At 66.1% G+C, this 21912-nt stretch carries 18 protein-coding genes and 1 pseudogene; 14 read left to right on the forward strand and 5 right to left on the reverse strand.

The genetic code is table 11. The features are described from left to right. Nucleotides 1-21 precede the first annotated feature (21 nt). Entirely contained in the window at nucleotides 22-2532 is a 2511-nt protein-coding gene (gene uvrA, locus CIK75_RS10545) for an excinuclease ABC subunit UvrA (RefSeq protein ID WP_096224417.1), read from the forward strand. Between the two features lie 20 nt (nucleotides 2533-2552). On the opposite strand, the gene CIK75_RS10550 is transcribed toward uvrA, so the two are convergent. Both CIK75_RS10550 and lgt read right to left on the reverse strand, forming a co-directional pair. Continuing rightward, nucleotides 2553-3923, reverse strand: coding sequence for an HNH endonuclease signature motif containing protein (locus CIK75_RS10550; RefSeq protein ID WP_096224109.1), 1371 nt, complete (start codon nucleotides 3921-3923; stop codon nucleotides 2553-2555). Between the two features lie 140 nt (nucleotides 3924-4063). Further along, nucleotides 4064-5077 carry a prolipoprotein diacylglyceryl transferase gene (lgt, locus tag CIK75_RS10555; protein ID WP_096224111.1) on the reverse strand — a complete coding sequence of 338 codons (1014 nt, stop codon included), beginning with the start codon at nucleotides 5075-5077 and terminating at the stop codon, nucleotides 4064-4066. A gap of 132 nt (nucleotides 5078-5209) precedes the next feature. Between lgt and CIK75_RS10560 the strand changes: the two genes are divergently transcribed. The 5 genes from CIK75_RS10560 to CIK75_RS10580 all read left to right on the forward strand — a co-directional run bounded on the left by CIK75_RS10560 (nucleotide 5210) and on the right by CIK75_RS10580 (nucleotide 11701). Further along, nucleotides 5210-6148: an NADP-dependent oxidoreductase gene (locus tag CIK75_RS10560; protein ID WP_096224418.1), complete on the forward strand. Its 939-nt coding sequence runs from the start codon at nucleotides 5210-5212 to the stop codon at nucleotides 6146-6148. A gap of 23 nt (nucleotides 6149-6171) precedes the next feature. After that, the gene (gene hrpB, locus CIK75_RS10565) at nucleotides 6172-8865 is read left to right on the forward strand and encodes an ATP-dependent helicase HrpB (protein ID WP_096224113.1); all 2694 of its coding nucleotides are present in this window, start codon (nucleotides 6172-6174) and stop codon (nucleotides 8863-8865) included. A 140-nt stretch (nucleotides 8866-9005) separates the two neighbouring features. Further along, a complete protein-coding gene (locus tag CIK75_RS10570; protein WP_086997214.1) occupies nucleotides 9006-9776 on the forward strand; it encodes a hypothetical protein in 771 nt (256 codons plus the stop codon). Nucleotides 9777-9811: 35 nt separating this feature from the next. Beyond that, the gene (locus CIK75_RS10575; RefSeq protein WP_096224115.1) at nucleotides 9812-10591 is read left to right on the forward strand and encodes a class F sortase; all 780 of its coding nucleotides are present in this window, start codon (nucleotides 9812-9814) and stop codon (nucleotides 10589-10591) included. 96 nt (nucleotides 10592-10687) lie between these two features. After that, a complete protein-coding gene (locus CIK75_RS10580; RefSeq protein WP_096224419.1) occupies nucleotides 10688-11701 on the forward strand; it encodes an NADP-dependent oxidoreductase in 1014 nt (337 codons plus the stop codon). Here the strand turns inward: CIK75_RS10580 and CIK75_RS10585 are convergent. Both CIK75_RS10585 and CIK75_RS10590 read right to left on the reverse strand, forming a co-directional pair. Next, a complete protein-coding gene (locus CIK75_RS10585) occupies nucleotides 11698-12123 on the reverse strand; it encodes a hypothetical protein (RefSeq protein ID WP_096224117.1) in 426 nt (141 codons plus the stop codon). The two genes, CIK75_RS10580 and CIK75_RS10585, sit on opposite strands and share 4 nt — an antisense overlap. A gap of 89 nt (nucleotides 12124-12212) precedes the next feature. Beyond that, complete coding sequence (locus CIK75_RS10590) at nucleotides 12213-14060, reverse strand: thiamine pyrophosphate-requiring protein (protein ID WP_096224119.1); 1848 nt, start codon at nucleotides 14058-14060, stop codon at nucleotides 12213-12215. A gap of 193 nt (nucleotides 14061-14253) precedes the next feature. Between CIK75_RS10590 and CIK75_RS16615 the strand changes: the two genes are divergently transcribed. After that, nucleotides 14254-14376: a hypothetical protein gene (locus tag CIK75_RS16615; RefSeq protein ID WP_256382361.1), complete on the forward strand. Its 123-nt coding sequence runs from the start codon at nucleotides 14254-14256 to the stop codon at nucleotides 14374-14376. Between the two features lie 192 nt (nucleotides 14377-14568). Here the strand turns inward: CIK75_RS16615 and CIK75_RS16550 are convergent. Then, nucleotides 14569-14728: pseudogene (locus CIK75_RS16550) on the reverse strand (IS30 family transposase); the annotation flags it as partial. 11 nt (nucleotides 14729-14739) lie between these two features. Between CIK75_RS16550 and CIK75_RS10595 the strand changes: the two are divergent. The 7 genes from CIK75_RS10595 to CIK75_RS10625 all read left to right on the forward strand — a co-directional run bounded on the left by CIK75_RS10595 (nucleotide 14740) and on the right by CIK75_RS10625 (nucleotide 21700). Further along, on the forward strand, nucleotides 14740-15666 hold the full coding sequence (locus CIK75_RS10595) for an MFS transporter (RefSeq protein WP_343251899.1): 927 nt from the start codon (nucleotides 14740-14742) through the stop codon (nucleotides 15664-15666). Nucleotides 15667-15726: 60 nt separating this feature from the next. Continuing rightward, on the forward strand, nucleotides 15727-15936 hold the full coding sequence (locus CIK75_RS10600; protein ID WP_198962432.1) for a heavy-metal-associated domain-containing protein: 210 nt from the start codon (nucleotides 15727-15729) through the stop codon (nucleotides 15934-15936). Nucleotide 15937: 1 nt separating this feature from the next. Then, nucleotides 15938-16411, forward strand: a complete 474-nt coding sequence (locus tag CIK75_RS10605) for a hypothetical protein (protein WP_096224121.1) — start codon at nucleotides 15938-15940, stop codon at nucleotides 16409-16411. After that, nucleotides 16408-18729: a heavy metal translocating P-type ATPase gene (locus tag CIK75_RS10610; protein WP_241895406.1), complete on the forward strand. Its 2322-nt coding sequence runs from the start codon at nucleotides 16408-16410 to the stop codon at nucleotides 18727-18729. The genes CIK75_RS10605 and CIK75_RS10610 overlap by 4 nt, the downstream gene beginning before the upstream one ends. 40 nt (nucleotides 18730-18769) lie before the next feature. Next, nucleotides 18770-19033 (forward strand): YHS domain-containing protein, encoded by a 264-nt coding sequence (locus tag CIK75_RS10615; RefSeq protein WP_096224122.1) that lies wholly within the window; start codon nucleotides 18770-18772, stop codon nucleotides 19031-19033. 332 nt (nucleotides 19034-19365) lie between these two features. After that, complete coding sequence (locus tag CIK75_RS10620) at nucleotides 19366-21318, forward strand: heavy metal translocating P-type ATPase (RefSeq protein ID WP_096224421.1); 1953 nt, start codon at nucleotides 19366-19368, stop codon at nucleotides 21316-21318. A 55-nt stretch (nucleotides 21319-21373) separates the two neighbouring features. After that, nucleotides 21374-21700, forward strand: coding sequence for a metal-sensitive transcriptional regulator (locus CIK75_RS10625; RefSeq protein ID WP_096224124.1), 327 nt, complete (start codon nucleotides 21374-21376; stop codon nucleotides 21698-21700). Nucleotides 21701-21912 lie beyond the last annotated feature (212 nt).

A 21912-nucleotide genomic window follows, 5' to 3' on the forward strand; every position in this document is an offset into this window, starting at 1 on the left:
AAGGCGGCTGCCGGGCCGCAGATGGTTCCCGGCCGGAGTGTTTCCGATGGTTTCGTCAGGGTGCGCGGCGCCCGGGAGAACAACCTGCTCAACGTGGACGTGGATGTTCCGCGAGACAGCATTGTTGCGTTCACCGGGGTCTCCGGTTCGGGGAAGTCCTCGCTGGCCTTCGGCACGATCTTCGCGGAGGCGCAGCGCCGTTTCCTTGAATCGGTGGCTCCCTATGCCCGCCGGCTGATCCAGCAAGGCAATACTCCGAAGGTCGAATCCATCACCGGATTACCCCCTGCCGTCGCTCTGCAGCAGCGTCGTGGCTCACCGAGCTCACGTTCCAGCGTCGGGACCCTGACCACGCTCTCGAACTCGATGCGCATGCTCTACTCTCGGGCCGGCAGCTACCCGGAAGGGGCCACCCGGCTGGACTCCGACGCCTTCTCGCCCAATACTGCGGTCGGCGCCTGCCCGGTGTGTCATGGGCTGGGCGTCTCCCATACCGTCACCGAAGACACCCTGGTCCCGGATCCGTCCCTGACCATCCGTGAGGGGGCCATCGCCGCCTGGCCCGGTGCCTGGCAGGCCAAGAACCTGCGAGACGTTGCCACCGAACTCGGGTACGACGTCGATTCTCCCTGGCGCACGCTGCCGCAAAAGGACCGGGACTGGCTGCTGTTCACCGATGAACAACCCGTCGTCCATGTCACCCCGGAACGCGACCGCATCGCCAAGCCCTATAAGGGGCGCTTCTGGAGTGCGAAGTCCCATGTGATGCACACCCTGGCCGAATCGAAATCGGCGACCATGCGTGAGAAGGTCCTCGGGTTCATGGTGTCCGGGCCGTGTCGCACCTGCGCCGGCACCGGTCTGACCGCCGACGCGCTCGCCGTCACCTTCGCCGGCCGTTCCATCTCCGAGATCAACCGCCTGCCGCTCGGGGAACTGGCTCAGCTGCTCCAACCCACGGCCAAACTGACTGAGGAGGACTACGATTCCGTGGCGGCGCCGTCCTCGGGTTCCTCGGGGGAGCACAGTGGGGTGGCCGCGACGATCGCCGCCGACCTGGTTGAGCGGCTCGACGTGTTGATCGGCCTCGGGCTTGGCTACCTGAGCCTGTATCGCGGGACCACCACACTGTCTCCGGGGGAGATGCAGCGGCTGCGGATCGCCACGCAGCTGCGCTCCGGGCTGTTCGGGGTGGTCTACGTTCTGGACGAGCCCTCCGCCGGGCTGCACCCCGCCGATGCCGAACCGTTGCTGGCCGTGCTCGAGGAACTGAAGGCCGGCGGAAACTCGGTGTTCGTCGTCGAACACAATATGGATGTGGTCAGCCGGGCCGGCTGGATCGTCGACGTCGGTCCGCGGGCCGGCGAAGGCGGCGGAGAGGTGCTCTACTCCGGGCCCGTCGACGGGCTGGAAGAGGTCAAAGACTCGATCACCCGGTCCTTCCTCTTCGACGCGGAGGACCGACCCCGCCTGGGTACCGCGGGCAGGATCCCTGACGGCGAACTGGAACTGCAGGGAGTGAGCCTGCACAACCTGTCCGACCTCGACGTGCGCATCCCCTTGGGGGTGCTCACGGCGGTCACCGGTGTCTCGGGCTCGGGTAAATCGACGTTGGTCAGCCGGGTGCTTGCCGATGCCGTCGGTGAGCTGGTTCGTACCCCCGCAGCGGATACCGCCGGGGAAGACGAGACCCCTGCTGCCGACGATGAGACGCTCCACGTGAAGGCGATCCTCGGGGCAGAATGCATCGGACGGTTGGTCAAGGTCGACCAGAAGCCCATCGGCCGGACGCCACGATCGAACCTGGCCACCTATACGGGCCTCTTCGATGCCGTCCGCAAGACCTTTGCCGCCACCGAGCTGGCGCGCCAGCGCGGATATGGTGCCGGACGGTTCTCCTTCAATGTGACCGGTGGCCGCTGCGAAAACTGCCTGGGCGAAGGTTATATCGCCGTCGAACTGTTGTTCCTTCCCGGAAGCTATGGGCCTTGCCCGGTATGCCACGGAACCCGGTACAACCCCGAAACGCTTGAGGTGAGGTATCGCGGCCTGAATATCGCCGAGATCCTCGCGCTCAGTGTTGACGAAGCCACCGACGTCCTGGCCGACGTCCCGGTTGCCGCGCGCAGCCTGGAGACCCTGGTGCAGGTGGGGCTCGGCTACCTGCGGCTGGGGCAGCCGGCCACCGAACTCTCCGGCGGTGAAGCGCAGCGGATCAAACTGGCCACCGAACTGCAGCGGGCCCGCCGCGGTCACACGCTCTACCTGCTTGACGAGCCGACGACCGGACTGCATCCCGCCGACGTCCAACTGCTGTTGGCCCAACTGAACCGGCTGGTCGACGCCGGGAACACGGTGGTCGTGGTCGAACACGAGATGGACGTGGTGGCCGCCGCCGACTGGGTGATCGATCTGGGTCCCTCCGGTGGTGACGAGGGCGGGAAGATCATGGCCGAAGGCACGCCCGCCGACGTAGCGGCGACGCCAGAGAGTCGGACGGCGCCCTACCTGAGGGCCCAGTTGGACCTGTAGGCCTCGCTGGCCACAAGAGGTCAGCTGGTGTCACCGGGCAAGGGTGGTGCCTGGGACCGATAATGATGCCCGGTCGGGGTGGTGATCACCGTGGTATGCCGGTCCCCGGGCACGGTTTCGGTCCTCCAACCGGACGCTTCCTTGCTGTAATTGCAATCAGCACACAGGCCCGCCGAATTCGCTGCCGTGGTCTTGCCACCGGCAGCCCACCCCAACACGTGGTCATGATGACGGACCGGGGCATCACACCACGGGCTACGACAACACTGGTCACGAGTCTCGATGAAACGAGCCAACCCCGCAGGGAAGATCCGTGCCCGCGAGTCCATGGCGACCAGGTCCCCGGTCTCCGGGGCCGTATATAACCGCCGGATCCACGCCAACTGCTGTGGCGCGGGAAGATCATCAGTCCCGCCGGCATCGGAGCCTGGGGCACGGGAATCTGCGGTACGGGTCCCGTGGGCACGGAGTCCGCCGGCCCGACGGATCAGATCCCGGGCGACCTGGGCCGGGATCACCCCGTACCCGGGAAGGAACGCCGGTTCACCCTCACCGTGGAACAGGGCCCGGTCGGTCATAACCAACTGGATCGCCACCGGCACCGCAGCCGCCATGGCCTGACCGGTCAGGCGTTCGACCAGGGTATCGGCCATGATCTGCCCCCGGGTCCGCCCGTCCCCGATACCCACCAACCGGTCAGCCTCCCCGGTCAGGGCCTTCAGCACGGAAACCCCTTGAGCCACCGGCAACAACCCCGAAAGGATCGACATGGTATCCGGGGCCGGCCGCAGGGAGACCCTGCGGTCGTTCACCGCCCGGCGGGCCCGGTCCACCACCGCCGAGGGGGAGACTGCGTACGCCAGTTTCCTGGCCCGGGCCACCAGCGCCCGGGTCCCGACGCCCTCCAACACCCGCGGGTCGGCCAGAAGTTGCTCATCGACCTGGCGGCGTTGTTCAACACTGAGGCAGGCGGTTTCTTTCACCAGTAGGGTCGCCCGCCATTCACTGAGTCGGCCGGTGGCCAACGCGTGGTGGGTATGGGGCATCTCATTCACCACGGCCTTGGCCATGCCCACCAACCGGTGCCCCATATGAGGTGACTCCGAGCGGGCCAACGCGACTTGGGTATGGATCCCGGCACCGGCCTTCTCCCGAGGAATTCCTTCGGCCGCGTGGCGGGTGCGAACTACCGTATCAAGGGCCACTGCAGCCCGGGCTTGAAGGGCGGAGAGGGCATTCTTGGTGGCCTCGGCGCCGGCCAGGACATCGATCAGTGCGCCTTCGCCCAGTTCGGTCGTGTCCAGAGCGGGCAGCAGGTCCAGGAACGAGGCCAGTGCCCCGATGGCAGGTACTGCTGCCGGGGTTTCTGGGGGCCTCATTGATTCGAACATGTCTTCGATTCTATCGAAGGCACCCCACGGATTCCCCGAAAAACCAGCCCTGTGAGGGGCCAGTGGACATCAGTGGGTCCCCGGCCTGCTGGCCGGGGACCCACTGGAGGACTGCTGGAACTAGCTAGAAGGCGAAGCGCCTAGGCGTCCGGTGACTTCGAGGGGCTAGGGCCGTCCTCGCCGGGAGCCGGCTCGGGAGCCGGTGCCGGAGCTGAAGTGGGAGCCGGCTCGGCAGGAGCCGCAGAGGAATCCTCGGGAGCTGCCTCCGCCGTCGTATTCTCCTCGGCGTCAGCCTCGGCCACCGGCTCGAAGCCATCGCGGTAGACCGAGGTCTCCGTCTCGGGGTGGCGGATGCCCTGCACGATGACGATCGCCAGGCCCACGGCGATGGCGGCGAAGGAGGTCCAAATGTTCGCCGGGATGCCCAGGAACACATCAGATGTCGGGTCGATCCGGATGGCTTCGAGCCAGCTGCGACCCAGCCCGTACCAGATGAGGTAGAGGCCCAGCGCGCGGCCCCAGCGGGCGCGCATCCTGCGTTCGAGCCACAGGATGACGGCCACACCGATGAGGTTCCAGATGATCTCGTACAGGAACAGCGGGTGGAACAGGGTGCCGATGGCCGCGTCGGCCGGGAAGTTCGGGTTCGAGGACTCGATCTGAAGTCCCCAGGGCAACGTGGTCGGCAGCCCGAAGAGTTCATGGTTGAACCAGTTACCCAACCGGCCGATCGCCTGGGCCACGAGCATGGCCGGGGCCACCGCGTCGGCGAAGGACAGGAAACGGACCCCGGCCCGTCGGCAACCGATGAACACGCCGAGGGCGCCACCGATCAATGAACCGTAGAGGGCGTTGCCGCCATCCCAGATCTTGATGATGTCCCAGGGGTCGGCGCCGGGGTAGAAGTAGTCGCTGATATGCGTGAACACATGGTAGAAACGGGCGCCGACCAGACCTAATGGCACACACCACAGCACGACGTCGAGGACGACCTCGGGGTTGCCTCCCCGTCGTTTCAGCCGGCGCTGGGTGATCACGATGGCGGCGGCGATGCCGGCCAGGATGCACAGGGCATAGGTGTGGATCGTCAACGGTCCCAGGTTCAACTGGGACAGGACGGGATCGGGGCTGGGCAAGCTCGCGGGAAGGTACATCGGGACCCTACATGTCAGGGGGGCGTGGTCACGTCCGATCATGTCATTCTTTGGGCCGGGGGGTTGAATGCCGTGCTCGCCGGAGGACGCGCCCCACGGAATAATCGGGCAGATTCAGCCGTTGGCGCCTATATGAAGGTTATTGGAGTCACCGAATTCGGAGGGCCCGAAGCCCTCGCCATCCACGAAGTTCCCGAGCCGCATGCCGGCCCGGGGCAGGTGCGGATCAAGGTCCGCGCCATCGCCGTCAGTCCTACGGATACCGGGGTGCGCGCCGGAGCCAACGCGGCGGTCACCGCGGCCAAGAAACCCCCGTACGTCCCGGGCATGGATGCCGCGGGTGTCATCGACGAAGTCGGCGACGGGGCAGGATTCTCCCTCGGCGACGAGGTGATGGCCATGGCCCTGCCCGACGGCGAACACGGAGGTGCCTACGTCTCCCACCTGGTGGCCGATGCCGATTCGGTGGCCATGATTCCGGCAGGGACCGATCTCGAGACGGCCTCCACGCTGCCGATGAACGGGCTGACCGCGATGCAGGCCCTGCGGCTGCTGGACCTGCAGCCTGGACAGGTCCTGGCGGTCAACGGGGCCGCGGGAACCATGGGTGGCTATGCGATCCAGCTGGCCAAGCACGCCGGGCTGACTGTCGTCGCGGACGTCGCTGAGAAGGACCGGCAGATCGTCGAGGCAACGGGAGCGGATCATCTGGTCCCGCGCGGTGACGATGTCGCCCAACATATCCGAGGGCTCTACCCCGATGGCGTCGACGGACTGCTGGACGCGGCGGTGCAGAACGCGTTGGCCTTGCCTGCCGTCAAGGACGGCGGCGGCTTCGCGACCGTGCGTGGTTTCAGCGGACCCACTCAACGCGGCATCACCATCCATCAGGTCTCCGTTCCCGCCGACTACCACTCGGACGGAAAGCTCGATGAATTGCGCGAACTGGTCGAAGACGGCCAGCTGAGCCTGCGGGTGGCGGACGTCCTGCCGGCCGATCGCGCCGCCGAAGCGCATACCCGTTTGGAGGCCGGCGGAGTCCGCGGGCGTCTGGTGTTGGTCTTCGACTGATCCTGACCGGGCACAATGGGTAGGTGACTTCCCCGACCCCCGACGCCGACCTGCCCTTCGACCTGGAGAGACTGGGCGCGGGGCTGGTCTTCGCCACATCGCTGCCCGGGCTCGAAGACGCCCTGACCGTGAAGGCCCCGGCGGGCACCGCCGTCGTGCAGGCACCACCGGGGACCGGCAAGACCACCTTGGTGCCACCCCTGGTGGCGAATCTGTCCGGCCGGGTGATCGTCACCCAGCCCCGCCGGGTCGCCGCCCGGGCCGCGGCCCGGCGTCTGGCACACCTCGACGGCAGCCGGGTCGGGGATCGGGTGGGATACACGGTCCGCGGCGAACACCATGCCGGGCCCGACACCCGGGTTGAATTCGTGACCCCCGGCATCCTGTTGCGCCGGCTGCTGGCCGATCCCGGGCTGGAGGGCGTCGGCGCGGTCATCATCGACGAGGTCCACGAACGGGCGCTGGACACCGATCTGTTGCTGGGGCTGCTGGCCGAGGTCCACGAACTGCGCGGAGACCTGGCTTTCCTGGCCATGTCGGCGACCCTGGATGCCCCACGCTTTGCCGCATTATTGTCCACGTACGACGGCGATGGGCCGGCTCCGGTGATCGACTGCCCCTCGGCCTTGCACCGGTTGGACACCCGGTGGGAACCGGCAGCCGTGGCCCGGCTGGATGAACGCGGAGTCACCCGGGGTTTCCTGGAGTATGTGGCGACCACGGCTGCGGCGGCCCATCGAGAGGCGCTGGCCGCCGATCCTGCCGTCGATGCCCTGGTCTTCGTCCCCGGGGCGTGGGAAGTCGCCCAGGTGGCCGGATCGTTGCGCCGCCAGGTCGGCCCTGCCGTCGAGGTCCTGGAACTGCACGGCCAGATCGACAGTGCCAGCCAGGACCGGGCCGTGCGCGGTCGGGCCGCGGGAGACCGGCCCCGCGTGGTCGTCTCCACCTCGCTGGCCGAATCCTCGTTGACCGTTCCCGGTGTCCGGCTGGTCATCGACTCGGGGCTCGCCCGTGAACCCCGTCGCGATGCCACCCGCGGGATGACCGGATTGGTGACGGTCTCGGCCTCCCGGGCCTCAGCGGAACAGCGGGCCGGCCGTGCCGCCCGGCAGGGACCGGGCACCGTGGTCCGCTGCTACGACCAGAAGAGCTTCGGCGCCGCCCCGGCGCACCCGACCCCCGAAATCGCCGTTGCCGAACTGACCGGCGCCGCATTGACCTTGGCCTGCTGGGGTGCACCGGGTGGGCGCGGGCTCAAACTGCCGCAGGACCCACCCCAGGCCACCCTGGCCGATGCGGTGGCCGTACTCGACGAGCTCGGGGCCATTGACGGCGACGGCCTGGCCACCGACCTGGGCCGCACCTTGTCGGGGATCCCCGCCGAACCGCGCCTGGCCCGGGCACTGATCGACGGAACCGCCTGGCAGCGCGCGGCAGCACGGGGCGGACGGACCGGGACGAAACAGCAGGCAGCTGCCCGTTCCGTCGCAGAAATCGTGGCCATGGTCGCCGGGGATGCCCGCGCCCCCGGAGCCGACCTGAACCGGCTGCTCGCAGCCCTGCGCTCCGGTTCAGAGCCTTCCAGCAGGGCCTGGAAACGCGAAACCACCCGGCTTGAAGCCATCCTCGCCCGCAGCCGGCCACCGAAGGTTCCCGCGGCTGCCGCTGCCCTCTCTCCGGGGGCCGGCGCCGCTTCGGAAGCGGGACTGATCGTCGCCTTGGCCTACCCCGACCGGATCGCCCGGAGGGTTGAAGGGGCAGTGGGGGAGAGCTACCTCCTGGCCTCGGGGACCCGCGCCGGACTGCCCGCCGGGTCCTCGCTGGCCGGGCAGCAGTGGCTGGCCGTCGCGGACGTTTCCCGTGCTGCGGGCCGTGCCGCCGCGGGAACCGGCGCCGTCATCCGCTCCGCAGCACCACTGGATGCCGAGACGGCCCAAGCCGCCGCCGGGCAGCTGCTCACCGATCGGGTGCACGCACGTTTCGCCTCCGGCAAGGTGTTGGCTCGTAGGGAACGCCGGCTGGGGTCCATCGTTCTGGGGACGACGCCGGTGCGCGCCTCGGTGGAAGAAGCGGCAGCCGCGGTGGCCACCGCCCTGGAATCCGAGGGGCTGGGAATCATCGGCTTCTCCCCAGGAGCCGATGGATTGCGCCGCCGCATGGCCTTGCTGCACCGTGAGCTGGGCGCCCCGTGGCCCGATGTCGGCGAGCGGGCCCTGCTGGGCCGGTTGGATGAATGGTTGGGCCCGGAACTCCAAGCACTGGCCGCCGGCGCCAGCGTGACATCGATTGACCTGAGCGACCCGTTGCGCCGGCTCCTTCCCTGGCCGCAAGGCTCGAGATTCGCCGATCTGGCTCCGGAACGGTTGCAGGTCCCCAGTGGATCCAAGGTGCGCATCGACTACCCGGCAATCGACGATCCCGAGGCCCGCCCCGTCGTCGCAGTAAAACTCCAGGAATGCTTCGGCTGGGCCGCCACACCCCGCCTGGTCGATGACCGGGTGCCGGTTTTGTTCCATCTGCTCTCCCCACGAGGCAGTGCTTTGGCGGTGACCGATGATCTCGCCTCGTTCTGGTCGGGGCCCTACGCACAGGTCAGGGCCGAGATGCGGGGGAAATATCCCAAGCATCCGTGGCCCGAGGACCCGTGGTCTTCCATAGCCACCGCCAAGACGAAACGGCGGTTGGCTCAGGGGGGTCTGGACGGGCCAGAAAAATAACTTCAACTTCTTCCAATCCGGGAACGTGCAGGGTTCCGAATGTGTTGTGCGGCACCTCCACAGGTGTTGTGAATCATGAACGCATCACGAACACCGGTTTCCGCCGATCGCGACGGGGGCCACCGATGGAAGGAAAGATCATGAAGAGAAACCTCCAACTACTGGCCGTCCCGGCAATGGCGCTGGGAATGGTCGCGTTTTCCGCGGCAGGGGCTCAAGCAGCGGATTCATACTCGGCTCAGCTGACCGAACAAAACGGCAGCGGTGCCTCCGGCTCCGTGTCCATCACCCTTGACGGGAACATGGCCACGGTGTCGGAGAAGGTCAGCGGCCTGGCCAAGACCTTCGATGGCAACCCGTACCCGCACGTCCAGCACGCCCACGTGACCATGAACGAGACGGGCAAGTGCCCGACCATCGCCAATGACAAGAACGGCGACGGTGTGGTCAGCACTCCCGAGGGTGGTGCCGCCTACGGCGAGGTGGCCACGACGTTGTCCACCAAGGGCGACACCAGCCCCAAGGCGGCCACCGACCTGAAGGTCGCGGGCATGGGTGACAGCTTCACCTACGAGCGCACCTTCGAAATGAACCAGAAGACGATCGACGGAATCAAGAATGGTCAGGCTTCCGTCGTCGTTCACGGGCTCGATCCGGCCACCCTGGGTAAGGATGCCCAGGCAGCCAAGTCCGAGCTGGTTCCCGAACTGCCGTTGGCAGCCACCGCGCCCGCACTCTGCGGCACGTTGACTGCCGGGCAGATGGATATGCCGCAGGGCAATCCTGAGACCGGTGGTGGCAGCACCGCAGGCATGGACGCCTCCACCATTGCTCTGGGTGGCGGCCTGGTTCTGGCAGCTGCCGGCGCCGGTGTCTTCATGGTCCGCCGTCGTCAGGCAGGCCAGAACTAGGAAAGACACACCCGGAAAAGAGAAGGACTGAACCGATGAAGCACGCACGGAAGAATCCACGCAACGGCCGCGGTCGTCGCATCACCGCGATAGCGGTGACCGCAACGGTCGGCCTCGTCGGAGCAGTCCTGATCGGAGTCGGCGCGCGGGGGGAAGCACCACCACCCTCGCCGCCGGCCTCCGAGGCCATCGCTGATACGCCCAGCGTGAGCCCCACCTCCTCCCCACCGCCAACGTCCATGCCGTCGGCCACCCCGACCAAGCCCCAGGCCAAGGCCGAAGCATCGTCGAAGGCGCCGAAGCCCAAGCCGAAGCCGACCCAGGCCGCTGCGCCGAAGCCACTAAAGCGTTCCCAACCGGTCCGTCTGGATATCCCGTCCATCGGCGTCGATACCGACCTGCTGAACGTGGGACTCAAAGCCGATGGGTCCATCGGGGTTCCCCCGTTGGATCCGGACGCACCTGCCGGTTGGTATAAGCGCGGCCCCTCGCCGGGCGAACAAGGCCCCGCAGTGCTGTTGGGGCATGTGACCGCCACGGCAGACGAAGGACCGGCAGTGTTCTTCAAGCTCGGGGACCTGCGCAAGAAGGATGAGATCTCGGTGACCCGCGCCGACGGCAAGGTAGCGGTCTTCAAGGTCACGCAGATCATCCAAACCAAAAAGGATGCCTTCTCCAGCGCTGGCACCTACGCCAACACCGAAGATGCCGAGTTGCGGGTGATCACCTGCGGTGGTGCCTTCGATAAGGCCACGCAGCGTCACGCCGACAACATCGTCGTCCACGCCAAACTCGTCTCCACGCATCCGGCCTAGGGCCAGGAATCCGCTCCGGCGGACGTGGAAGACCCGATGACTCCCGTCCCGTGCCAATCCTTGGGGGGTGGCACGGGACGGGTCTACGGTGGGGGCATGAAAAGCCAGGAAATCCAGCTCACCGCATTACCCGATTCCTCCGTCACCGCAGCGAACTTCGGGGTCTTCGATGCCGAAGCCCCCGAACCCCGGCCGGGTCAGGTGCTCGTCGCCGTTCGTCGGCTCGGTTTGAATGCCGGATTGGCCTCGCGGATCGGCAGCGAAGGCACGGCCTACGGGCCAGGGATCGGGGTGGGGGATACCCCCGCCAGCGACGCGGTCGTCGAGGTCATCGAATCGGCCAGCGATGCGTACGCCGTCGGGGACCTGGCCGTGGGCAAGGTCCACTGGCGCAGTATCGATGTCTGCGACTCCCGGGACCTCCGCCGGATCGGCGCCGAAACCGAAGACCTGGCGTGGGAAGACCATCTGACGATTTTGGGGCATGTGGGTTTCACCGCCTATACCGGGATGATTCATGTGGCCCAGGTCCAGGCGGGGGAAGACGTCTACATCACCGGTGCGGGCGGCGGGGTGGGAAGCTGCGCCGTGCAGTTCGCCAAGGCCCGCGGTGCCCGGGTGATTGGTTGCGTCGGTTCGGCGGAGAAGGTTGAGCTGGTCACCGGGACCTTGGGTGCCGACGCCGCAGTGAACCGGCATGACGGCCCGGCACTGGACCTCCTGCGTCAGGCAGCGCCCGACGGGATCGATCTCTACTACGACAACGTCGGCGGCGAACAGCTCGAAGCCGCGCTGGAGATGCTCCGCCATGGTGGCCGCGTCGTGATCTGCGGGGCGGTGGCGAAGGGCACCGGTGCTGGGGCGCCACGGAACTACACCCGGCTGATCTACGGGGAACTGACCATGCGTGGCTTCACCGTCACCGAACATGAGGACCTGCGCCCCCAATTCGAGGCCGAGGTCGGCCACTGGGCGCGCGAGGGGACGGTCCGCGGGATCCACACCGGATTCACCGGGATTGAGAGTCTGCCGCGGGCCTTCGAATCGCTGCTGGCCGGAACGAGCGAGGGCCGGGTCATCGTCTCGATGGATGAGGCCGGACTCAGTTAGAAGGCCCGTTCGCGGTCCACCGAGCGGGGGCGTCGGGCGTTTTCCTTGCGCAGGGCCAGCACTGCGGCCGGCTGCAGAAGCAGGGCGAGCAGCGCGAATAAGGCACCCAGCAGGGCCACGTTCAGGGTGACGGGGTGATCGAACGCCGAATAGAACCTGATGAGCAGGAGGACCACCAGGGGCACCAGGGCGAAGAGGGCGCCGCCGGGGTGGGCGAGGATCCAGCGTGGGCTCACGGCGCCGGCGACGGAAATCCCGGCCGAGAACGCCACGAACAGACCCAGCAGACCGGACCACATGTTTTGGTTGCTGTGGAAGAACTCACGACCTGCTTCGCTGCCCACGACCGTGAAAGCACCCACGATGGCCACGACCGCCGTCACCAGCAAGAGCAGCCGAATGATGACCAGAACGACGCGCATGATTCCTCCCCTGGGAATGGAGCTGACGTTCCTTCCAATGTAGGCCGGTGCCCTGCCCCCAGCAAGGTTTATTCGTTCCCGGTTGCGCGTTACCGCCCGTTCCCGGATTCCGGCTTCTGCTCGTGCCCCAGGTGCAGGGAGCCCTTGACGCGCTCCACGCCTTCGGTGAACACCGCCTTGGCCGTATCGCGCATGACATCGAGCCCTTCAGGGTCCCCCTTGAGCAGGGCCATCCCGGTGTTCTTGGCGAACTCGAATGCCACCTTCGGCGGAAGCGGCGGAACACTCTTGCTGGTGTAGGCATCGATGAGGGTGACACCCCGGTGGGCGAAGGCGGCATCCCAGGCGGCGGCCACCTCGTCGTCGGTCCTGACCTGGATCCCCTGGAAACCCAGCAACTCCGCGTAACCGGCGTAGTCCATGGTTTCCACGTCCTGGGAGGCCGGCCAGAGCGGGTTGCCATCCTCGGTGCGCATCTCCCAGGAGACCTGGTTGAGGTCGTCATTATGCAGCACCAGGATGATCAACTGAGGGTTATCCCACCGCGAGAGGTATTTCTTGATCGTGATGAGCTCGTTCATGCCCAGCATCTGGAAGGCACCATCACCGATCGTGCAGATGACGCTGCGCTCGGGGTAGGCGAACTTCGCCGCCGTGGCATAGGGCATCGCCGCCAACATGGTGGCCAGTCGGCCCGAGAGGTCGCCCATCATCCCCTCGCGCAGCCGGATGTGGTGGCCGTACCAGTCTGCGGTGGATCCCGCGTCTGCGGTGACGATGGCGCGCGGGGGAAGGCGCCGGTTGAGCTCGTGATAGACCCGGCGCGGGTTCACGCCGTCGTGGTAGGAGACCATGGCTTCGGCCTCCATCTCCGACTCCCACTCCTTCATCCCCTGCACGACGCCGTCCTGCCAGGAGAGGTCCGCGGTGGCTTGCAGATGGGGGATCAGGGCGGTGAGGGTTTCCTTCACATCGCCCCAGAGGTTCAGTTCGGTGGGGTAGCGCAGCCCCATCTGTTCGGGTTTGAGGTCCACTTGGATCGCCCGGGCCTGTCCGGACTTCGGCAGGAACTGGGCGTAGGGGTAGTTGGTGCCCAGCAACACCAGGGTGTCGCAGTCGGCCATCTGATCCACGCTGGGCCGCGAACCCAGGAGTCCGAGCTGTTGGGAGTGGTGGGGGACGTCGGAGGGGATGACCTGTTTGGCCCGTAGCGCCGTGATGATCCCGGCACCACAGAGTTCGGCGGCCTTCAGGACCTCTTGGGTGGCCCCGTTGGCGCCGTGCCCGACGAGGAAGGTCACCTTGGAGCCGGCGTTGATGATCTCGGCAGCTTTGAGGATCTCGCTGTGGGGTGGCACGACGGCGGTGGAGGGGGCGACGGCGCTGGAGCGTGAGACCCAGCTTTGTGGACTCAGTTCGGGCATCTTCTGGTCCTGGACATCGTGCGGGAGGATGACGACGGCGGGGCCAAGCCTGACGCGGGCGGTGCGGAAGGCGGTGTCCACGACGGCTTGGGCCTGTTCGGGGGAGACGATCGTCTGCACATAGACCGCGACATCGGACAACGTCCGTTCCAGGTTGCTGACCTGCTGGCCGAAGGTGCCCAGGGCGTTCAGGCCCTGCTGACCGACGAAGGCGACGACCGGCTGGTTGTCCATCTGGGCGTCGTAGAGCCCGTTGAGCAGGTGGAACACCCCGGGGGAGGACGTCGCCACGCAGACCCCGACCTCGCCGGTGAACTTGGCGTGGGCGGTGGCCATCAGCGAGCAGATCTCCTCGTGGGTCGGCCGGATGTAGTCCACCCCGTCGTCCTCGCGCTCGGCTCTACCCAGGGCCCCGTCAAAGGCGCCGATCCCGTCTCCGGGGAAACCGAAAACGCGGCTGACACCCCATTCCCTGATGCGTTCGATCACGAAATCGCTGACCGTTCTTGCCATGGGAGATACCTCCTGGAGATTGCTTGCGTTGCCCGCGTAGGGCCTTTCCAGCTTCCTCGGTACTGCCTGAAACAACAAGTCCTCATTTATATGTCAAGGCGCCGGTTTGGTGGAGACCAACTTAGCTGGTAGTTGATACTGGTTCCGGCTCGTTGACCGCAGAGTTCAGGGGTTCATTCTTGGCAGGTGGGACGTGGCCGAGCTTGCCGTGAAGCCGCCGGAAATTGGACTATCCGGCCCACGCGGCGACAGCTACCTCGAGGATATTGATATTCCTCTATGGATCCTTGTTCCGCAGCTGCTCGACCGTGAATAGCGGATTTAGTACTTCCGCCATGATGTTGTCGCAAATGCAATCGGCAAATCGAAGATGAGGCCGTGCCACAACCGGCTTATGTTCATGAGTCAGCGCTGGATTGTGTCTTGCTGGCCTTCGCGTTGTCGCAGGCGTTCTTCCTAATTGCGGACCCGTATCGCTAGCGCTTCGATGAGCAAGTTGATCTGTGGAGGCCTCTGCAGGGTTCTTCCATCCGAGGACTCCGCGGGGCCTGTTGTTCATCACGGTCGCGATGGCCTGGACTTCCTTGGCATTCCATCTTGATGGGTCGGTTCCTTGGGGGGAAGTACTGACGCAGGAGACCGTTGAGGTGTTCGTTGGTTTCTCGTTGCACTGCTCTCGGTGGCGTCTTTGCTGGCGACTATCTCCGACATCAAACGGTTCGCTACGCAACAACCGGCGGGCCCCTCGAGTGGGTTGCTGGCGATTGGCTCCCCGGTCAGCCTGTGGTTCGTGATCCGGCAGCTTCGCGCGAAACAGCCGCTGCTGGACGTGCGCTTGTTCCGCAACCGCACCGTCAGTGGGGCTCTCCCGGTGTTCCTGCTTTCCGCGGCAGCCCTGGGCGGGGTTTACCAGCTGTTTGCGCAGTACCACCAACAAGTACAGGGCCTTTCACCCTTGCAGGCCGGGTTCGTGATTCTCCCGGCGGCAGCGGTACTGATCGAGGTTTCCACCCTCTCACCGGTACTCGCCCGGAAGTTCCGACCCGGCAACGTGATCGCCATCGGCCTACTCAACCAGGCCGTCGGCTACATCCTGTTCACCCAGCTCGACGCCGGAACCGGTCTGGCGCTGGTGATCGCCAGCTTCGTGATCACCTACCCAGGCGTGGCCCCGGCGATGGCACTGACCACCGACCTGGTGGTGAGCTCGGTCCCGCCGAAGAAGGCCGGCGGTGCTTCGGGCCTGGCGACCACGGTGAACGACCTCGGGATCTCCCTCGGCGTCGCGCTGATCGGCAGCGTCGGCGTGGTTGCCTACCGAAACCAGATCACGGGCACACTCCCGGAGGGGTTGCCCGCCGACGCCGCGGCCGCGGCCTCCGACAGCATCGAGGGCGCACTGGTCTCGGCCGCGGAGCTACCGGGGGCGCTCGGTGAACAGTTGGTTGCTGCGGCTCAGGAGGCGTTCACCGGTGGGCTGAACACCGCCGCCATCGTTTCGGCCGCCGTAGCCGGCGTTGCAGCGATCATCGCTGCCATCCGCCTGCGCCATGTCCGCCCCACAGGCGAGGAGCAGCAGGCTGAAGATGAGACGACGATCCATTGACCCATACCCCCTAGGGGTATAAAGTTCAGTGACCAGTACACGAGTGAAGGAGTGTCAATCATGACCACGACCGAATACCAGGTGACCGGAATGAGCTGCGGACACTGCGAGAGCGCGATCCGCAATGAGCTCTCCGAGATCTCCGGCGTCACCGACATCGAGGTCAGCGCAGCCACCGGCCGCTTGGCCGTCAACTCCGACAGGGAGGTCGACGACGCCGCGGTGCTCGCCGCGGTCGACGAGGCCGGATACACCGCCGTCAGGAGCTGATATGAAGGCACCAGTACGGCTGGTCCTGTACGGGTTGGTCCTCGTGGTCGTGTTCGTCGTGGCTTTCGCCACGGCGGGCGCGGTCGTCCCGGAGGAGACCGTTCAGGATTGGACGCAGGAAACGGAAGAGTTCGATCCGGTACCTGAGGATCCGGTAGCCAAGACCACGGTTGATGGCTTCGACGTCGTGGAGGACGACCTCACGGAGGACAGGTCCTCGCAGCCGGAGCTGGCCAACACCGGTGCGGGGGAGCCAGTCACGGAGCTGGCGTCCGATCTGGGAGCTTTTGAACACCTCGCCGCCCTGCATGAAGGGGGTCTGGCACCTACGTACACCAGCCCCCACTGGGGCAAGCCGAAAACAATAGGGGCCGCTGAGCCGGAGAACGCGTTCGAGTCCGTCTCACCCAACGATGGGGGCGGGAAACCCGGCGAAGCCAACGAAGGCGAGCACGAAGAAGGAAGGCAGTCATGACCGCGGACGAAAGGACCATGGGCAGCGTCGAATTGCAGATCGGCGGGATGACGTGCGCTTCCTGTGCGAATCGCATCGAGAAGAAGCTCAATAAGCTCGACGGGGTCACCGCCAGCGTCAACTACGCCACGGAGAAGGCCAAGGTCACCGGACCGGATGGCTTGGATCCGCAGTCCCTGATCGCCGAGGTGGAAAAGACCGGCTACACCGCGGTCCTGCCCGCCCCGCCGAAGGGTTCCGGGGATGATCCACAGGAGGAGTCCGAGTCCGCCGAGGACGTTGAACTGCGTTCGCTGCGCCAACGGCTCATCGGCGCAGCGACGCTCGCGGTCCCGGTGATCGCGATGGCGATGATTCCCGTGCTCCAGTTCGACTACTGGGGCTTCGCCTCCTTGGTCCTGGCGGCACCTGTGGTGGTGTGGGCCGGGTGGCCCTTCCACCGTGCTGCATGGATGAACCTCAAGCACGGTGCGGCCACGATGGACACCCTCATCTCCGTTGGCACCACGGCGGCGATGCTGTGGTCGATCGTTGCACTGTTCTTCGGCACCGCCGGACAGCCCGGGGTGGTCCATCCCTTCGAATTGACGATCTCGCGCAGCGACGGGCTGGGAAACATCTACCTTGAGGTCGCCGCAGGGGTGATCACCTTCATTCTCATGGGCCGCTACTTCGAGAAGCGTTCCAAACGCACCGCCGGCGCCGCCCTGCGGGCCCTGTTGCAGCTCGGTGCCAAGGACGTGGCGATCCTGCGTGATGGCAAGGAACAGCGCGTGCCGATCGAGGAACTATCGGTCGGGGACGAATTCGTCATCCGCCCGGGGGAGAAGATCGCCACCGACGGGACGATCACCTCCGGCAAGTCGGCGATCGATGCCTCGATGCTCACCGGTGAGTCCGTGCCCGTCGAGGTCAGTGAAGGTGATGCGGTCACCGGTGCCACCGTGAACGCCGGTGGCCGTCTGGTGGTGCGCGCCACCCGGGTCGGGTCGGATACCCAATTGGCGCAGATGGCAACGCTGGTCGAGGATGCCCAGTCCGGAAAGGCCGAGATCCAGCGCCTCGCCGACCGTGTCTCCGGAGTGTTCGTGCCGATCGCGATCGCGATCGCCGTGGCCACCCTGGGAGCGTGGATCGGAGCCGGGTTCCCGCTGTCCGCGGGGTTCACCGCCGCGGTGGCGGTGCTGATCATCGCCTGCCCCTGCGCCTTGGGTTTGGCCACCCCCACGGCACTGCTTGTGGGCACCGGCCGTGGTGCGCAGATGGGCGTGCTGATCAAGGGCCCGGAGGTCCTCGAATCCACCAAACGCATCGATACGATCCTGCTGGATAAGACCGGGACCGTGACGACCGGGAAAATGACGTTGACCGACGTCTTCGTCGCGGACGGTGTGGATCGGGCCGAGCTCCTGCGTCTGGCCGGGAGTCTGGAGGATGCCTCCGAGCACCCCATTGCCCAGGCCATCGCCGCCGGAGCCACCGCCGAAATCGGAGACCTGCCCACCCCGGAATCCTTCGAGAACGTCGAAGGCAAGGGCGTGCAGGGCATCGTCGACGGGCACGCGGTGCTCGCCGGGCGCGAGGCGCTGCTGGCCGAGTGGTCCCAGCAACTCGATGAGCGGCTGCGCGCCGCGAAGCAGACTGCCGAGAACCAGGGCAAGACCGCGATCGCCGTCGGCTGGGACGGGCAGGCTCGGGGGGTGTTGGTGGTTTCGGATCAGATCAAGCCCACCAGCGCGCAGGCCGTCTCGCAGTTCAAGGGCCTGGACCTGACCCCGGTGCTGCTCACCGGTGACAACCAGGCCGTGGCCGAGCAGGTCGCCGCCGAGGTCGGTATCGAGCAGGTCATCGCCGAAGTGATGCCCAGGGACAAGATCGATGTCGTCACCCGCCTGCAGGGCGAGGGCAAGATCGTGGCGATGGTCGGTGACGGCGTCAACGACGCTCCGGCTCTGGCCCAGGCAGATCTGGGCCTGGCGATGGGTACCGGTACCGACGTGGCCATCGAAGCCGCCGATATCACCCTGGTCCGCGGCGACCTGCGGGCCGCAGCGGATGCGATCCGGCTCTCACGCCGAACGCTGGGCACGATCAAGATGAACCTGTTCTGGGCCTTCGCCTACAATGCCGCGGCGATCCCGCTGGCCGCCTTCGGGCTTCTGAACCCGATGCTCGCCGGGGCAGCAATGGCACTTTCCTCGGTGTTCGTCGTCTCCAACAGCCTGCGTCTTCGCACCTTCAAGGCCCGTGCCGATATCGATGTCAAGGCTCCCACCTCTGCCGGTGCGGCAGTCGTGCCTGAACCGGCAAAGTCCTGAAAATCAGTAACACCACAACAACATGAAGAAGGAAAACCCGATGACTGCACACGAAGACCTGAACCTGACCGATACCTCCTCCAGTGGTTGCTGCTGCGGCCACGCACCGGAAGAGAGCACCGTCGAGCAGGCCCCCGCTGTCGAGATGGCACAGTGCCCGGTGATGGCCGGCTCCCCGGTGGTCAAGGCCGATGCCGAAGAGGCGGGCCTCTACCGTGACTACCAGGGCCAGCGGTATTGGCTGTGCTGCGCCTCATGCGGACCGCTTTTTGATGCCGACCCCGACCGATACGCCGTCGCATAGCGTCCCACCGAAGCCCCGCTTCCTGCCTCGCGTGCGACCGTGGTAGCCATCAGGTAGGAAGCGAGCCCACTTTTTCTGGAGGAGATACCCGATGTGGGTATCGGAAAGTAGCTGTGAGTATGCGACACGACCACCAGCAAGCCCCGGAAGCCGGCGTTTCTGATCACCCGCACGGGCATGCCGAGGCACCCGAAGGCACGGCCGGCCACACCGCCGAGCATGGCGGGAATGCCGGCCACGGCGACCACCAGGACCATGGCGCCGGTGATGGCCATTCCGGTCATGCTGGCCATGGCGATCACGTCGGGCAGTTCCGGCGCCTGTTTTGGATCATGCTCGTCCTCGCGCTCCCCGTGGTGGGATTCAGCGACATGTTCGCCGGGCTGGTGGGCTATCAGTTGCCCGAGGCCGCGTGGATTGGCTGGATCTCCCCGATCCTGGGCACGGTCATGTACTTCTGGGGCGGCTCGCCCTTTTTGACCGGCGCGGTTTCGGAGCTGCGCTCGCGCAAGCCGGGAATGATGCTGCTCATCGGGTTGGCTATCACGGTGGCGTTCATCGCTTCCCTGGGCGCGAGTCTGCAACTGCTCGACCAGGAACTGAGCTTCTGGTGGGAACTGGCCCTGCTGGTGGTCATCATGTTGCTGGGCCACTGGATAGAGATGCGCTCCCTGGCCCAGACCACCTCCGCCCTGGATTCATTGGCCGCGCTGCTTCCCGACGAGGCTGAGAAGATCGTCGGCGACGACGTGGTCACGGTCTCGCCGACGGAGCTGGCACTCGGTGATGTGGTGATCGTCCGGCCCGGCGCCTCGGTGCCTGCCGATGGCAGGATCGTCGACGGCTCCGCGAGCATGGACGAATCCATGGTCACCGGCGAGTCCAAAACGGTCCGCCGGGAAGTCGGCGCGAATGTGGTCGCCGGCACCGTGGCCACCGACTCGGGCCTGCGGGTCGAGGTCACCGCGATCGGGGATGACACCGCACTGGCCGGGATTCAGAAGCTTGTCACCGATGCCCAAGCCTCCTCCTCCCGCGCCCAGCGGATCGCCGACACCGCTGCTGCGTGGCTGTTCTGGTTCGCCTTGGGAGCCGCGGCGATCACCGCCGTGGTCTGGTCATTCATTGGTCTTCCGGATGCCGCTGTGGTGCGAACCATCACGGTCCTGGTGATTGCCTGCCCGCACGCGCTGGGCCTAGCCATTCCGCTGGTGGTCTCCATTGCCACCGAACGCGCCGCCCGTGGCGGCGTCCTGATCAAGGACCGCCTGGCACTGGAATCCATGCGCACCGTCGACGCAGTCCTGTTCGACAAGACCGGCACCCTGACCAAGGGCAAGCCCACCATCACAGCGATTGAGCCCATCGACGGACACAGTGAAGAAGCGGTATTGGCGTTGGCCGCGGCGGCCGAATCCGATAGTGAGCACCCCCTGGCCAAGGCGATCGTCGGTGCGGCACGGACCCGCCAGTTGGACATGTCCAACGCCACCGATTTCTCCTCTTCCCCCGCCGTGGGTGTCAAGGCCACCGTCGACGGCGTCGTGGTTGAGGTTGGGGGCCCCTACCTGCTGGAGCAACACGGACTGGAGGAGTTGTCCGCCGCCGATGAATGGCGCAACCAGGGGGCGATCATCCTGCATGTCCTCACCGATGGTGCCGTAATTGGTGCTTTGCGGCTGGCCGATGAGATCCGGCCCGAATCCCGTGATGCCGTCGATGCCTTGCACGCTGCAGGCGTCCAGGTCGTGATGATCACCGGTGATGCCCAAGCCGTCGCCGACACCGTCGCCGACGAGTTGGGCATCGACCGGGTCTTCGCCGGGGTCCGGCCCGAGGACAAGGCCGCCAAGGTCGCCGAACTCCAAGCCGAGGGTCTCAAGGTGGCCATGGTCGGTGACGGTGTCAATGACGCTCCGGCCCTTGCACGGGCCGATGTCGGCATCGCGATCGGTGCCGGTACGGACGTCGCCATCGGATCGGCCGGCGTCATCCTGGCCAGCTCGGACCCGCGTTCGGTTCTGTCAGTGATCGACCTTTCCCGCGCCTCCTACCGGAAGATGAAGCAGAACCTATGGTGGGCCGCCGGCTACAACCTGATCTCGGTACCCTTGGCCGCCGGCGTGCTGGCACCGATCGGATTCGTACTGCCCATGAGTATCGGAGCTATCCTGATGTCCATATCGACGGTCGTGGTTGCGCTCAATGCGCAGTTGCTGCGCCGCCTCGATCTGACTCCGGAAAATAGTACGGCCAGGATGGTCGATGCACATCAAGCCAAATGACCCCTCCACCATCCCAGGATTGATCGTTCATTCAGCGAATTCAGGAGCAGAGACAATGAACACCCAGACAAAGCCATCGACCGGACCGGAGGAGGAAGCAGTTCATGGATACATCAACGACAAGGCACGCTATCTCGCCCGTCTCAAGCGTATCGAAGGCCAAGCCCGCGGCATCCATCGCATGGTCGATGAGGATACGTACTGCATTGACGTCCTCACCCAGATCAGTGCCTTGACTTCCGCCTTGGAAAACGTCGCATTGGGCCTTTTGGATGACCACCTGCGGCACTGCGTCGTCGGTGCAGCCAAGGCCGGTGGGCCCGAGGCCGAGGAAAAAATGGTCGAGGCCTCACAAGCGATTGCCCGCCTCATGAAGTCCTGAGGAGAGAACCCATGGATATCACCACACGCACTCTCTTGGCAGCAGTTGCCGCACCTTTGGCCAAGGCCCTGGTAGCCGAGTCGTGGACTGCGGTGCCGTTGCCAGCTGGAACCGATGGTGCCGGGGGGAGGTTCCCGGTGGGTGGCGGAGGCCACGGTCCGCGTCTTCAAACCGTGTTGCTGACCGAGGGTCCATCGGGAGGGTGCCGGGCC

Source organism: Glutamicibacter sp. BW78, from assembly GCF_002332245.1.
In the GTDB taxonomy this organism is placed as follows: Bacteria; Actinomycetota; Actinomycetes; order Actinomycetales; family Micrococcaceae; genus Arthrobacter_H; species Arthrobacter_H rhombi_A.

Excerpts from the sequence above, each read along its gene's own strand:
- CIK75_RS10615 (WP_096224122.1), top strand. The coding sequence starts at position 18,770 with ATGACTGCACACGAAGACCTGAACCTGACCGATACCTCCTCCAGTGGT.
- uvrA (WP_096224417.1), top strand. The coding sequence starts at position 22 with ATGGTTCCCGGCCGGAGTGTTTCCGATGGTTTCGTCAGGGTGCGCGGC.
- CIK75_RS10600 (WP_198962432.1), top strand. The coding sequence starts at position 15,727 with ATGACCACGACCGAATACCAGGTGACCGGAATGAGCTGCGGACACTGC.
- CIK75_RS10605 (WP_096224121.1), top strand. The coding sequence starts at position 15,938 with ATGAAGGCACCAGTACGGCTGGTCCTGTACGGGTTGGTCCTCGTGGTC.
- CIK75_RS10560 (WP_096224418.1), top strand. The coding sequence starts at position 5,210 with ATGAAGGTTATTGGAGTCACCGAATTCGGAGGGCCCGAAGCCCTCGCC.
- CIK75_RS10570 (WP_086997214.1), top strand. The coding sequence starts at position 9,006 with ATGAAGAGAAACCTCCAACTACTGGCCGTCCCGGCAATGGCGCTGGGA.
- CIK75_RS10610 (WP_241895406.1), top strand. The coding sequence starts at position 16,408 with ATGACCGCGGACGAAAGGACCATGGGCAGCGTCGAATTGCAGATCGGC.
- lgt (WP_096224111.1), bottom strand. The coding sequence starts at position 5,077 with ATGTACCTTCCCGCGAGCTTGCCCAGCCCCGATCCCGTCCTGTCCCAG.
- CIK75_RS10625 (WP_096224124.1), top strand. The coding sequence starts at position 21,374 with ATGAACACCCAGACAAAGCCATCGACCGGACCGGAGGAGGAAGCAGTT.
- CIK75_RS10580 (WP_096224419.1), top strand. The coding sequence starts at position 10,688 with ATGAAAAGCCAGGAAATCCAGCTCACCGCATTACCCGATTCCTCCGTC.
- CIK75_RS10550 (WP_096224109.1), bottom strand. The coding sequence starts at position 3,923 with ATGTTCGAATCAATGAGGCCCCCAGAAACCCCGGCAGCAGTACCTGCC.
- CIK75_RS10590 (WP_096224119.1), bottom strand. The coding sequence starts at position 14,060 with ATGGCAAGAACGGTCAGCGATTTCGTGATCGAACGCATCAGGGAATGG.
- CIK75_RS10620 (WP_096224421.1), top strand. The coding sequence starts at position 19,366 with ATGCTCGTCCTCGCGCTCCCCGTGGTGGGATTCAGCGACATGTTCGCC.
- CIK75_RS10575 (WP_096224115.1), top strand. The coding sequence starts at position 9,812 with ATGAAGCACGCACGGAAGAATCCACGCAACGGCCGCGGTCGTCGCATC.
- CIK75_RS10585 (WP_096224117.1), bottom strand. The coding sequence starts at position 12,123 with ATGCGCGTCGTTCTGGTCATCATTCGGCTGCTCTTGCTGGTGACGGCG.